Origin of the sequence: Paulownia witches'-broom phytoplasma, from assembly GCF_019396865.1 — a bacterium.
GTDB lineage: Bacteria > Bacillota_I > Bacilli_A > Acholeplasmatales > Acholeplasmataceae > Phytoplasma > Phytoplasma asteris.
In genome coordinates, this window is record NZ_CP066882.1 from 290,435 (window position 1) to 303,448 (window position 13,014).

Annotated in this window: 17 protein-coding genes and 1 pseudogene; 1 reads left to right on the forward strand and 17 read right to left on the reverse strand. The window is 24.6% G+C overall.

All coding sequences use genetic code 11. The annotated features are described in order from the left end of the window. Positions 1 to 12: 12 nt before the first annotated feature. The 11 genes and pseudogenes from HGD80_RS01525 to HGD80_RS01565 all read right to left on the reverse strand — a co-directional run bounded on the left by HGD80_RS01525 (position 13) and on the right by HGD80_RS01565 (position 6,612). On the reverse strand, positions 13 to 1,815 hold the full coding sequence (locus HGD80_RS01525) for a 3'-5' exonuclease (RefSeq protein WP_225904406.1): 1,803 nt from the start codon (positions 1,813 to 1,815) through the stop codon (positions 13 to 15). A gap of 33 nt (positions 1,816 to 1,848) precedes the next feature. Beyond that, a pseudogene (locus HGD80_RS05680) lies at positions 1,849 to 1,953 on the reverse strand (UvrD-helicase domain-containing protein); the annotation flags it as partial. Then, on the reverse strand, positions 1,932 to 2,636 hold the full coding sequence (locus HGD80_RS01530) for a UvrD-helicase domain-containing protein (protein ID WP_219475297.1): 705 nt from the start codon (positions 2,634 to 2,636) through the stop codon (positions 1,932 to 1,934). The pseudogene HGD80_RS05680 and the gene HGD80_RS01530, both read right to left, overlap by 22 nt. Before the next feature lie 459 nt (positions 2,637 to 3,095). Then, the gene (locus HGD80_RS01535) at positions 3,096 to 3,551 is read right to left on the reverse strand and encodes a DUF2963 domain-containing protein (RefSeq protein ID WP_225904407.1); all 456 of its coding nucleotides are present in this window, start codon (positions 3,549 to 3,551) and stop codon (positions 3,096 to 3,098) included. A gap of 110 nt (positions 3,552 to 3,661) precedes the next feature. Then, positions 3,662 to 4,321, reverse strand: a complete 660-nt coding sequence (locus tag HGD80_RS01540) for a hypothetical protein (protein WP_225904408.1) — start codon at positions 4,319 to 4,321, stop codon at positions 3,662 to 3,664. Further along, positions 4,299 to 4,577, reverse strand: a complete 279-nt coding sequence (locus tag HGD80_RS04790; protein WP_225904409.1) for a hypothetical protein — start codon at positions 4,575 to 4,577, stop codon at positions 4,299 to 4,301. Before HGD80_RS04790 ends, HGD80_RS01540 begins: the two co-directional genes overlap by 23 nt. Beyond that, on the reverse strand, positions 4,555 to 4,767 hold the full coding sequence (locus HGD80_RS04795; RefSeq protein WP_225904410.1) for a hypothetical protein: 213 nt from the start codon (positions 4,765 to 4,767) through the stop codon (positions 4,555 to 4,557). The genes HGD80_RS04790 and HGD80_RS04795 overlap by 23 nt, the downstream gene beginning before the upstream one ends. Further along, positions 4,767 to 5,090, reverse strand: coding sequence for a hypothetical protein (locus HGD80_RS01550; RefSeq protein WP_219475658.1), 324 nt, complete (start codon positions 5,088 to 5,090; stop codon positions 4,767 to 4,769). The genes HGD80_RS04795 and HGD80_RS01550 overlap by 1 nt, the downstream gene beginning before the upstream one ends. 120 nt (positions 5,091 to 5,210) lie before the next feature. After that, positions 5,211 to 5,903, reverse strand: a complete 693-nt coding sequence (locus tag HGD80_RS01555) for a hypothetical protein (protein ID WP_219475661.1) — start codon at positions 5,901 to 5,903, stop codon at positions 5,211 to 5,213. Then, positions 5,890 to 6,231 carry a hypothetical protein gene (locus HGD80_RS01560; RefSeq protein ID WP_219475301.1) on the reverse strand — a complete coding sequence of 114 codons (342 nt, stop codon included), beginning with the start codon at positions 6,229 to 6,231 and terminating at the stop codon, positions 5,890 to 5,892. Before HGD80_RS01560 ends, HGD80_RS01555 begins: the two co-directional genes overlap by 14 nt. A 216-nt stretch (positions 6,232 to 6,447) precedes the next feature. Beyond that, positions 6,448 to 6,612 carry a hypothetical protein gene (locus HGD80_RS01565; RefSeq protein WP_219475303.1) on the reverse strand — a complete coding sequence of 55 codons (165 nt, stop codon included), beginning with the start codon at positions 6,610 to 6,612 and terminating at the stop codon, positions 6,448 to 6,450. Between the two features lie 115 nt (positions 6,613 to 6,727). Here HGD80_RS01565 and HGD80_RS04800 point away from each other — a divergent pair, with 115 nt between their 5' ends. Next, a complete protein-coding gene (locus HGD80_RS04800) occupies positions 6,728 to 6,928 on the forward strand; it encodes a hypothetical protein (protein WP_225904441.1) in 201 nt (66 codons plus the stop codon). Between the two features lie 255 nt (positions 6,929 to 7,183). Here HGD80_RS04800 and tsaD read toward each other — a convergent pair whose 3' ends face one another. The 6 genes from tsaD to HGD80_RS01600 form a co-directional block, all read right to left on the reverse strand. Continuing rightward, positions 7,184 to 8,170, reverse strand: coding sequence for a tRNA (adenosine(37)-N6)-threonylcarbamoyltransferase complex transferase subunit TsaD (tsaD, locus tag HGD80_RS01575; RefSeq protein ID WP_219475304.1), 987 nt, complete (start codon positions 8,168 to 8,170; stop codon positions 7,184 to 7,186). Between the two features lie 87 nt (positions 8,171 to 8,257). Beyond that, positions 8,258 to 8,773, reverse strand: coding sequence for a 2-amino-4-hydroxy-6-hydroxymethyldihydropteridine diphosphokinase (folK, locus tag HGD80_RS01580; RefSeq protein ID WP_219475310.1), 516 nt, complete (start codon positions 8,771 to 8,773; stop codon positions 8,258 to 8,260). A 211-nt stretch (positions 8,774 to 8,984) separates the two neighbouring features. Beyond that, a complete protein-coding gene (gene folP / locus HGD80_RS01585; RefSeq protein WP_219475314.1) occupies positions 8,985 to 9,866 on the reverse strand; it encodes a dihydropteroate synthase in 882 nt (293 codons plus the stop codon). A gap of 370 nt (positions 9,867 to 10,236) precedes the next feature. Then, positions 10,237 to 10,836, reverse strand: coding sequence for a hypothetical protein (locus HGD80_RS01590; RefSeq protein ID WP_219475316.1), 600 nt, complete (start codon positions 10,834 to 10,836; stop codon positions 10,237 to 10,239). Positions 10,837 to 11,055: 219 nt separating this feature from the next. After that, positions 11,056 to 11,922 (reverse strand): DegV family protein, encoded by an 867-nt coding sequence (locus HGD80_RS01595; protein ID WP_219475318.1) that lies wholly within the window; start codon positions 11,920 to 11,922, stop codon positions 11,056 to 11,058. A 128-nt stretch (positions 11,923 to 12,050) separates the two neighbouring features. Then, on the reverse strand, positions 12,051 to 12,842 hold the full coding sequence (locus HGD80_RS01600; protein WP_219475319.1) for a diadenylate cyclase: 792 nt from the start codon (positions 12,840 to 12,842) through the stop codon (positions 12,051 to 12,053). Between the last annotated feature and the right edge of the window lie 172 nt (positions 12,843 to 13,014).

The following is a 13,014-nucleotide window of genomic DNA, read 5'->3' on the forward strand; positions in this document are numbered from 1 at the left end:
AATTTGTTTCAATTAGTTTATCATTTTTAGAAACATATTTACTAACATATGAAACAATTTTATTGACATAATCTTTTTTATCAAAAGTACCTTTATAAAAAGCTTTACATTTACTAATTTCAATTTTTTCAAATAAAAGATTTTTTTTGATGGTCTAAAAATTTGCACGTTTTGACTAATTGGATTTAAATGTTTATAATGTTTTATATTATTTTTATTCATAACAGATGCATAAGCATTAGCCCAAAGCAAAGTAATTTTTGGCACTTTAACATTATTTTTCTCGTAATAATTTTGAGGTATTTTAATATTACCTTTTTCATCTATTTTATGCATTAAATAATCATCATAAAAAATACTCTTATTTCCTTTAATAGGTCGGTTTTTTAAACCCAAAGCATAATCTTTATCAGTACACAAATAACGAGAATATCCACCAAAAGAATTTAAAACATCAATATTAAAAATAATATGATAATGAATAACTCCTAATTTAGTAGTTTCTAAAGACCAAAAATATCGAAAATCTTGCATTTTAGAATAAACCAAATCGTTTTGAGAGAATTGTTGAAATAAATTTGATAAATAACTTTTTCTCACTAAACGAATAAAACGTTTCCTTACTTGCCCCATAATATCAGGTTCATGAGTATATTTTATAGTTTTACCTTGTAAATCATCATAAGGAGCTGTCAAAGTAATAAAAGATATTCTTTTAGAATCTTTAAAATTATATAACAGTTTATCCTTAGCATTTTGTGAAGAATCTCGATAATGCCTTAAAATTTTTGATTTTGGTTTAATTTCTTGCAATTTATTTTCTTTTAATTGTTTTTTTAAAGAATAATCCAATTTCAAATCATCATCACTTAATGACAAATACCTTTCTTCTTTTTTTTCTTTTAAATGTTTTTTATAATATTTAATTCGTTCAAAAGGTTCAAACATAAAATAATTAAACCCTTTTAAACGAGTTTCATAACCATTATCCTTTTTTTTTACTTTATAAATATTTTTAGAAATTTCCTTAAATAAAACACATAATTTTAAATAACATTTCTTATAATAAGATTCATTAATTTGATTAAATTTATGTTGTTTTTCTAATTCGGTAACTTTTTCATTATAAATTTTAATAGTAGTAGATAATTCATCATAAATTTCTATATCTTTTAAATTAGGTAAACAAATTTTTAAATAATCTAAATCAAAAATTTTATCATTTAATCCTTTTATAAAATTATCAGAAATTAATTCTTTTTTTATTAAGGAATAAAAATAATCTATAAAAATAGAAGAATCATTTAAAGTTAAAATTTCAATATCACGTTTAGCACGAGTTATTGCAGTATAAATTAATTTTTTTTCTAAAACTTTATCTTGTGATTCATTTCGATTTTGCCAAACAATTAAATAAACGTATTCATTTTCATATCCTTTATATCCATGTATCGTTGACAAAATGATTTCATTTTCTTTACTATTATTATTATCAGATATAGTAAAAGGAATTTGGTTTTTTGTAAACTCATCTTTAATTTTTTGTAATTCAGCATTACTACGGCAAAGAACAGTTGTAGAATAAATTAAAGAATTTTTAATTTTTTCACACAAATAATTAATTTGTTGATAAAAATTATCAAAAAAAGAAAAATTTATAAAATCTCTATATTTTTTTTCACTAAAAGATAATTGTAAATATTCCTTATTATCAATTAATTCATTAGCTGCTTTAACAATATTAATACCTTTGGAACGATAATTAACATTTAAAAAATGTTTTTCAGGTTTAAAATCTTTTACAAAAAGTTCCAAAATACGTTCACTAGAACCAAAAGAACTATAAATATTTTGAGTATAATCACCAAAACAATATAAAGAATTTGGTTTATTAAATAAAAGTTCTTTTATAATAAAATAATAAAAATAATTTAAATCTTGAAATTCATCAATAAAACAGGACGATTATAAATTAAACCATTATTTCTTTCAACAAATTCAATAAAATCACTAGTTTCAATTAATAAACCATCAAAAGTTATTAAATTATAATAATTTAATTTTTCATAATACAAATTTAATAACAATTCAAAAGATTTTTTTAAAACTTTATCATCAATTTTAATAGATGAATAACAGTTTTCTTTTTGAAAAGTTAAACGTATTAAATTATTTAATTCCTGCAAAAGCTTTCTAAATGAATATTTTCTTTGTTCTTTAAAATACATTTTTAAATCTTGATTTTCTTTTAAAATCAGTTTTAAAATATTTAATTTAGTTTCATCATCAATAAATTTTCTTTGTTGTGCTGTTTCATTAAAAATATTATATTTTAAATAACAAGAATAAGCAAAACTATGAAATGTTCTAATTTCATAATTATCTTTTAAATATTTTTCTAATTCATCATCATTATAAGAAGGATAATCTTCTTTTAATGATGAAAATAATTTATCAAAAATAATGTTTTTAGTAGCATTAGTAGCTACCAAAATTAAAGGTTTTTCTTTTTCTTTTTGTCTTAATTTTTCAATTAAAATAGTAGTTTTGCCAGAACCAGCACCACCATGTATATACATGCAAGAAGCATCTGAATTAATAATATCTTTTTGTTCTTTTGATAAATTAAATAACATCTTATTCTCCTTTAATGTACTCTCCAACCTACTCCTTTATCGTCTAACACGACAAAGGCGGTTGGTTCGTTCTCGCTACTCCTTTATCGTCTAACACGACAAAGGCGCTCGATACAAAAAAACCCCTAAATCCCCAAAGGGGACTTTATAGGGGGGGGGTAATAGATTAATTTGGTTGTACTTCGGCTGGCCGCCTAGTTCGCTACGCTCGTCTTTGAATACTTTTATACTTAAAATAAAAGATTCTAAATCAATCATAGGGTAATTACCCTAATTGTAATTAAATCAAAGCGAGAGAGGCAAAAAAATAATGCGTTTAAAATATCTTTTAAATCTAATAGAATGTTTTAAATTGACGTTCCGCGGAACCGAATTAATATAATTTATCTTTTTTTATTCATGATTAAAAATCTATAACTTCTTTAAGAGTTCCGTCTGAGTTAAAGAATATTTGTTTGATTATATCACCTTCGGGGGTGTAAAATGTTTTTTTTGGACTATTTTACCTTGAGAATTATAATCTTCTATTTCATCTATTGTTTTGCCATCCAATTTATAAATAGTTTTTTTAATTAATTTACCTTGAGAATTATAATTTTCAACATTATTATTTTTATAAGTTTTTTTCAACAAAAGACCATTATTTTTATTATATTCCCAAATTGTATTATCTTTATCAATTTTTTTAACTAATTTGTGAGTAAATAAATTATAATATTCTTTTTCTCCATTATCTCTTATAAACTCATAAGGAACACTTTTTAAATGTTCGTTTTCTTCTTTTATTTTTTTAAATTCTTCATATAAATTATTATTTAATTCTATTGCTTTTGCTTCAATATCTACTTCTTGTAATTTACGTCTTTCTTCAGTTGCTAAATGATATTTATAAGTATGAGAAGCTATCCAAAACACAAAAAAACAGTAATATTCCAGTAGTAATTAAAAAAGGAATTATTTTATAATGTTTATTGCCTATTCTAAAACTTGACATTTTTAAACCTCTTTTCTATTATCAAAAATAATTAAAGATTTTTTTTAGTATTTTTAAATACCCATAAATATAGGAAATTAATAAAAAATGATAAAACGAAACTCAATATTATTATAACCTTTTTAAACAAAAATAAAAAGAATTTTAAAACAATTGAAATAATATCTAATATTCTTAAAACAATTTTAAACAACAAATCACCTATTTTAATGAAAGAGTTTAAAAGAAAACTATTAACTTCTTTTAAAAAATAAATAACAGAACCAGCAACAGTAACATTAAAAATTATCTTTGCTATTTCTTTTAATTTTTCCCACATACTTTCACTAGGGTCCATTAATTTTTGACCAGTAAGACTTGTTATAGAACTTTTTATATAACCTATAATAATATCAAAAACATCAATAAAAATTTTTAATATTTGCATTAAAAAATTAAACAAAGAACTAAATAATTTTAAAGGATAAATTAAAAATATTAATTTTTCCCATATAAAAACAATTACTGTTTTTATCATATTAAAAATAATTAAAAAATTATTATTCCAACCAACATTAAAATCAAATAAAAAAGATGATTTAGTAAAAAAAATACTATAAAAAATACTATATAATAAATAAAAAAAATCTTTAAAATCAAAGAAAATTAAATATTTAAAAAAATCAAAACTAAAAATCATTTTCAGTATCATCAATAGATTCAGCAATTAAAGGATTTTTTATATTATTTAATTGATTTTTTAATTTTAAATTCTCTTTTAAAATTTCATCTAAATTATTATTTTCTTTATTTTCTTGATTATTATTTTTTTCATCAAAAATACCCTCAGAAAAATTAAGTCCTCCATGTTCTCCAAATTCTTTAATCATTGTTTCAACATGTTTTCTATATATACCTAAGTAATTTCCCATTTGTGCCATTAATCTAACTAAGGCACCATATTTCACCAATACGAATTTTACCTTTTTTAAGATAATGGTTTACTACATCTCGTAATTCATCACTAAAATCATATTTACTTTTCCATTCTTTAATATAAAAATAAAGCCAATAAATAAAAATGCCAAAGATAAAAGAAGTAAAAGAAATAAATATTTTAGATTCAACAATATTAATAATTGTTTGTTGTATATTCATCAATTATTCCTTTCTATAAAATTATTTAAAATATTTTCAATATCTTTTTTATATAAATAATTTTGGTTATTATAATTTATAAATTTATTTTTTAATTTATTTATTAAATCTAATTTTTGAGAATCAGTTAAATTAACATATTTAATAATTTCTATTGGCTTTTCAATTTCCTTTATTATTTCAACTGGTTTATTATCTTTTTGAATTGTTTCTAATTCTTTTTCTTTATTATTTTTGATAAAAAAATTAATATATAAAAATATACCAATAATTGAACCCATCAATAAACAAATAAAATTATCAAATAAATTATATTTTTTCATCTAATTTTCCTTTATTCTTTTTCAACCTTTTCAAAGTTTTAAAATGAGTTTCTTTATTATTTAATTCCTGTTGTAAAATATCATCAGGCGGTTGTTTATTAATTAATCATTTATTTCTTGCTAATATTTATTTAATTCTTGTTGCTTATTTGATAATTTTTGTGTAATTTCATTCAAATTATTTGTTTTTTGTTGCAATACAAATTGATAATTATTGAGTTTATTTGGTGGTGGGGTGGTGTTTACACTTTGATTAAACTTAAATCGCCAACGATTCCCACCTACCAATTTATCAATATAATTACTAAAATCGCTACTGTTTTTATCAATGAAGCATATTTTATTTGAAGCAAAGTAAGGCTTTATATAATAAAAAGTAGCTCCATTAATTTCTATTGGTTGACTTTTTATTGTTCGTGGAGCGCCTATTGGTATTTGTTGATTATTTTTGTCTAGTTTTACAGTTGGGGTTATTTTAACTGCAAAAGGGACAGGAGAATAGTATATTGCTTCATTTTTAATCCTATCTTCATTAATATCCTGATTAGCTTTGATTTCGCAAATTGTTTGCCATTCATCATAAGTTTGAGTTAGGTCACTTAATTCTTGTTGTAAAGAAGTTTGTTGATTTGAAAGGTTAACTAATTCTTGATTAATAATGTTTATTTGTGTTTGTTTATTTAATAATTCTGGTTGTAATTGTTTAGCGTTTTCTTTATTATTTTTGATAAAAAAATTAATATATAAAAATATACCAATAATTGAACCCATCAATAAACAAATAAAATTATCAAATAAATTATATTTTTTCATCTAATTTTCCTTTATTCTTTTCAACCTTTTCATATTCTACTTTTTGAAAAAGTAATTTAGGCATACAGTCAGATATTATAAAAAATGAAACACCACCAATAGCAAAAATATAAGTAAGAGTTATAAAAATTTCATGATTAATTTGAAAAAATGAAAATAAACTCAAAAAACCAAATAATAAAAAAATTCCAAAACTAATTAAAATCATTGAATTTATTATTACACCAAATAAAGTAAAATCAAGATCACTTATATTCATTCCCAAATTAGTTCCGCAACATTGACAATGTTCGTAAAATTCTTTTTTTATTTTTTGTTTTTTATCCATTTTAATTAACTCCTTAATTTTAAATTAATTTATTAATATATTCATATATTATCCTTAATGAGTGTTTTTTAAAAAAACACTCATTTATTTAATCCATGTAATTTTAGTTGCATCAGGAACAATAAAACCAAGTTTATAAGCTGCAAATATAAAAATACAACCAAGAGCAATTAAAGTTAATATTTGTCTAAAAGTCATTTTTTATTCTCCTTTTTATTATTTAGCTATTGATAAATAACCTTTTGAAGCAAAATAAACAATCAAAGGAATAACAATGCCTAATGTAGGTAAAATCCAATATGTAAAAAAACTGCCTAATGTTAATTTATTTCTTCTAAAAGATTTTTTACTGGAATAAGAACGTCTGTAATTTCTCGCCATTTTAATCTCCTTTTTTATTATTTAATAAGAAAAATATTTTTTAGTATTTAGAAAAAATAAGGAAACCAACTTAAAAGTTGGTATTTTTTTAAATGGTTCTTTAATCGCCTACAATATTCTAGGGGGAGCAGCAGCCGAAGAATTTTTTTGTAAATCTAGAACAAATGGAGTTTATTCAGATCTAAAATCAGTTACTCGCATTGCTTTTGGGATGGTTGCTTATTCTGGAATGAGTCCTTTAGGATATATTAATTTTGAACATTGTTCAGAACAAACTCGTTATCAAGTAGACCAAGAAGTTAAAAAAAATAGTTGATGAATGTTATAAAACATCCAAAGAACTTTTAATAACTAATAAAACATTAGTTGAAAAAATAACCAAAGCTTTATTAGAAAAAGACACCCTCAACCAAAAAGAAGTTTATGCTTTAGATGAAAAAAATCAAATTCCAACAAAATCCAAAGCAAAAAGTAAACCAAAAAGAACAACAACCAAATAAAAAATAAAAGAGTCATTTTGGGACTCTTTTTTTGTTATATATTATATAAAAAAAGGGGGTATTATCAAAAATCAAAAAAACAAATTAGGATTTGCTGTAAGATCATATTTTTTAGAAGCTTTAGTAATTTGGTTCTGATAATACGCTGCAATACCTATCATAGCAGCTTGATCAGTACAATATTGCAAACTAGGAAAAATAACTTCCAAGTTAGCAAAAGATGTCATAAACTTTTGTCTTAAACCAGAATTAGAAGCAACTCCACCAGTAACAATTAATTGTTTAGTGCGATATTGGTTTAAAGCTCTTTTAGTTTTTTCATATAAAACATCAATAACACTAGCTTGAAAAGAAGCGCACAAATCAGGAATGTTGATATCTTTTAGGTTTTGTTTCATCACTAAATTTACCAAAGTGCTTTTGAGTCCTGAAAAACTAAAATTCAGATTATCTTTTTTTAAATAAGGGCGCACCAAATGATAAGTGTCTTTTCCTTGTTGGGCTAATTGATCAATCAAAGGTCCTCCAGGATAAGGCAGATTGAGGTTTTTAGCAATTTTATCATAAACTTCTCCTACCGCATCATCAAGAGTAGTGCCAAGAGGTTTGATTTGGAGGTGGTCCGTAAGATAAAAAAGATCGGTGTGTCCTCCAGAAACTAAAAGTACTAAGGCAGGAAAATTAATTTCATGTTCAATTTGAGCAGAATAGATATGCCCTAATAAATGATTTACTCCCAAAAGAGGCTTTTGATAAGTGTAGGCAAAAACATTAGCAGCGTTAATACCAACTAGCAACGAACCTGCCAAACCAGGTCCTTGGGTAACTGCTACTAAATCAATTTCTTGGGGGGTAAGGTTCGATTCTTTAAGGGCTTGTTGTAATACCAAAGTCATAAATTGAATATGTTTTCTAGAAGCTATTTCAGGGACTACTCCACCAAAAATTTGATGATCTTTAATTTGGGAAAAAACTACATTAGAAAGTACTTTTTTACCATTTTGAGTAACTGCACAACTCGTTTCATCACAACTAGTTTCGATTGATAAAATATTCATATAATTTCCTTTTTACAATTTTATTTTTACATTAATAAATATAGTTTAAAATAATTAAGTTATCTAAAAATGAAACAGTTAGGTTTTTTAAAAAGAAGGTTGATACCATTGATTATTTTCAATTATTTTAACTGCATTTTGATCTAATTGGTTTTTCCATTCTAAAATAGTTTTGGTTTGTATTATTTGGTTAGGCAAAATATCTGCTAAGGGAGCAAGGACAAAAATTCTTTCTAACATATAGGGATGAGGAATAGTTAATTTAGGAGTTTTGCAAGTATGATTACCCAAAAACAAAATATCTAAATCAATAGTACGCGGTCCCCATAATCCCAGTCGTTTTCTTTTGAGTTTCATTTCTACAGATAATAAAAAATCTAAAAAAAGTAAGGGAGGTAGGAAAGTTTTGATAAGAGCAGCAGCGTTTAAAAATAAAGGTTGGTCTGTTTTTCCCCAAGGAAGAGTTTCATACAAAGGAGAAACTTTCAAAACTTCGCATTGAGGATGGAAATTAATCATTTTTAAAGCAGTTTGTAAATTATTCTTTTTAGCTCCCAGATTACTACCAAGTCCTATGGCTGCTACATTGTTATTAAGTTTCATTGTTTTATACGTTCTTTACTTGGGTATAGTTATAAAAAATAGAAAAATGTTTGCAAAATATTTGTTTTTAGAAAAATATTTGATAAGTTTGACAAGTCATAAATTCTTTTTTTTTAAAATGTGTTTTATTTGCGTTTTTTATGTTGCAAAAATTAATGTTTTTCATTATTTTAAAAGGGATAATTTTAAAATATATTTAGGATAACAATATTTATATTTTTTTCATTAAAGTATCTGCTAAAAGCAAACTATTTTTATTCATTTTGACATTATGCACTCGAAAAATCGAAGCTCCTTTAGTTCTTAACAAAAAATTAGCATTAGCAGTAATGGCATCTAATGATTCTACTTGCAAAAGGCTTTCAGTTGGAATTATTGCTTTAAGAAATCTTTTACGCGAAAGACCTACCAATATGGGTAGTTCCATTTTAGTTAATTGCTCAAATTCTTTTATAATATCAAAGTTTTCATCAATGTTTTTTTCAAAACCAAACCCAGGGTCAATTACTATTGCCTCTGTTGCAATTTGGGCTTGTTTGGCAATTTCTAAGGAATGATTTAAAAAATAAAATTGGTCTTGCAAGGCATTAGAAAGTTTTTTGCGATTTCTGCCTGTATGCATAATACAAACACCTGCATTTAATGAGGCAATTGTTTGTGCCATTTGAGGATTTTGTTGCAAACCACAAACATCATTGATAATATGAGCTCCTGCTTTAATGGCTAATTTAGCGGTTTGAAAATGATAAGTATCAACAGAAATAATGGCTTTAGGATGACGCGATAATTCTTTAATAACAGGCAAAATGCGTTTTTGTTCTTCTAAAGGAGTAATTGGGATTGCTCCTGGACGAGTGGATTCGCCTCCAATATCAATGATATCAGTACCTTCTTTGAGACAAAGAAGAGCATGATTAACTGCTTTTTGAGTAGTAAAATGTTGGGTCCCATCTGAAAAAGAATCAGGAGTAACATTAATAATTGCCATAATTAAGGCTTTATGAGAAATTTCAATTTGGCGGTTGTGAGCCAGTTTCCATATTTTAGGGTGTTTGGAATAGAAATTAATTGTTTGATTGTTAAGTCCCATCATAAAATTGGTTACCTTTATATCTATGTTTTATAATTTTAAGAATTGGAATAAAGTTATTTTGCCCAAAGATGTTTATTATTAAAGAGGGTTGCCAAAAGACACAAAAAATGTTTTTTCATCAATTGATTTTAGAAAAAAATAATAAGGCTAGGGGGGTTATTAAAATAGATATTTTTATAACAAATTAATCTTTTTCTAAAATAAATGTCAAAGAAAAAAAGAAAAGACCGTGCTGATACGGTCTTCGCTTATTTGAAAATTAAGTATTGAAATAAATAAGCAATTTATATAATTTAAAATTTTAAAGGAGCTTAAAATTAAAAATAGTTGTTACTTGCAAATCACAAATAATAAAAATAGCAAAACAATATTATGGTTTTTGTATGTTATATTTTATCTGTAATTTTTTTTCTTTAGTTTGGAATTCAGAAGGAAAAACTTTAGAAGCATAAATGGTAAATTGAACAATAATTTTTTTTAAATTACCGTTTTGATCAATAATAACTGGTTTATTTTTATTGTCATAAGAAACAAAACTTTGTTGAGGTTGTTCTTTGTATTTCCATAAAATCTGAACATTAAAAAAATCTTTTAATTGTTCGTTTAAATCAAGGTTTTCAAAAAAATAATTAATATCTAGTTTGGTATTTTTGCCGTTTATAAAAGTTAATTTGTCATTTTGAGTTTTTAGAGTAGCTTCTTGTTCAAAAATAACTCTATCTGTTTGTTCTGTTGTCATTAAAAAACTATGTTCTGTAGGAACTAAAAATTTTTTATTGGTGTCGTGAAGATCTGCGGGTTTGGAAACTGACAATTCTGCAGGAGCAGCAATTTTTAATCCAAAATTACTATCCTTTTTTAATTTATGCCAATCTTCTATAGCATAAGCGATGGTTGTAATAAAAAAAATTAATACTAAAACCAAAAGTATTTTAAAAAAAAGTTTTTTTCTTTGGTAAAATATAGACACTTATTTGGTTCTTTCTAAAATCAAGGATATAAAAATATAATGTAACTAAAATATAGCTACAATTTTATTCTATCTTAAAATAGCCAAAAAGATAATCAAAAAGATTGTTTAAGTGTTTTTTAAAGGTGGGTTTTAAAAGTTTTTGGGATAAAAAGTTTTGACTGTTCTAAAACTTTAAACAAAATCAGGGATTAAAAAAATAATGCATCCCATTATAAGTTAATCTGTAATTTCGTTAAGATAAAATCCAAATCCTTTATAGCCAATATGAGCTGCTACTACAGGAGAAATAGCACCATAAAGAGTAGCTTTAATTTGGGGGTTAGCTAATTTTGTGATTTGTGCTAAAAGTTCTTTGGCATCTTTGTCATCATCTACATAAATAACTTGAATATCAAGTTTATTATTTGCAGTTTTGTGTTCTAATATTTTTTTAAGACAATAATTAAAACAGTTTTTTAAGTTTCTTACTTTTTTTTCAATTGATAACACTCCTTTTTGAAATTTTAAAATAGGATGTATTTTCAAAAGATTGCCAATTAAAAATCTAAATTTGGAGATACGTCCATTATAAGCTAATATTTTTAAATTATTAACAGTGCATAACAAAAAGCCTTTTAGTTTTTCTTCATTGATTTTATCAGTGATTGTTTGAGGGCAAACATCAGGGTTTTGAGTAAGCCAATCATTGATTCTTTGTAAGAAAAAATAAACTCCAGGACCAATATTTTGAGTATCAATAACAGTAATATTAGGATTGTTAAGCATTTTTTTAGCTAAAAGAGCACTATTATGAGTACCACTTAGTTTACTGGATAAAGTTAAACAAATAACGTGTTTATATCCTAAGTCAAATTGTTCCTTGAAAGCTTTAATAAAAAGCTCTGGATTGGGTTGGCTGGTAGTTACTTTTTGTTTGTTTTCAATAAAATTTAGTAAAGTGGTATTGTCAATGGCACCATCCATATAGCTAGTTTCTCCAACAATTAATGTTAAAGGCACTACTGAAATATCTTCAAAAAAGTTTTTGCCATAAGTATTTCCGCAAGTAGAATCAACTACAATGCCTAATTTTCGTTTATTCATTTATTTGTTTCCTTTTCGTCTTTGATTGGTATATTTGGTTTGGGGGTTGAGGTTAGTTGGGATTTTTTTATTTTATAAAATGGGGTTGTATTTTATTTATTTTGTATTTTGAAGAATTTTTATTTTAATTAATTCATAAAAATAGCTAAATATTCTTTAAGTTTTTCTTGTTCGTTAGTTTGAAACATCATCCCTTCTAAAGCAATAGAAATATTTCCTGTTTCCTCAGAGACCACAATTGTCATACTATCTGTAGTTTCGCTAATTCCTAAAGCTGCACGGTGACGCGAACCAGTTTTTTTGTCTAAGGAATCAGCTGATGAAGACAAGGTAAAATAGGCACTAGCGCACAAAATTTTATCTCCTCTAATAATAACTGCTCCATCGTGTAAAGGCGTGTTGAGAGCAAAGATGTTTAATAACAATTCTTTAGAAACATTACCATCAATTAAGATAGCTTTTTGGGCGTATTGTTCCAAAGTATTATTTTTTTCAATCGTAATTAAGGCTCCTATTTTACGAGAAGCAAGTTCTAAAGTAGCTTTAATAATTTCTTTTTGGGTATTATCTCCACCCATAAAAAAGTTTTGTCGTTTGATGTTCCAATGCTTAGACCAATTATTAAAAGTAACTCTTAAATAAGGAACTTTGATGATGATGATACTAGTTAGAATAAAATTTAATAAACAATCATAAATGTTTTTAGAAATATCTAAACTAAGATATCTTTTAAAAAAAGGTTCAACAAAAGTATCATGGTAGCTTTTCAAACAATAAACAAGGGAAAATAACAGCAAAAATAAAAATACCATATTTAAAACTTGATATTTGCGTAAGAAAAAATGAAAAACAATAAAGATACACAAAAACAAAAAAACTGTCCATAAAGGAGAAGTGCCAAACATATAAATTCCTTTCAAAAATGATTATGATTGATAAATTGAAAAATTTGGGAGGCGAAAAAAAGGGCGATATTAGAAAGCAAAACAATCAATTTATAATTAATTTTTAGCAAGCAAAAACCAAAGCAAACCATTTTATTTTGAAATAATAAATTTTGAAATAATAAATTTTGAAATAATAAAATAATAA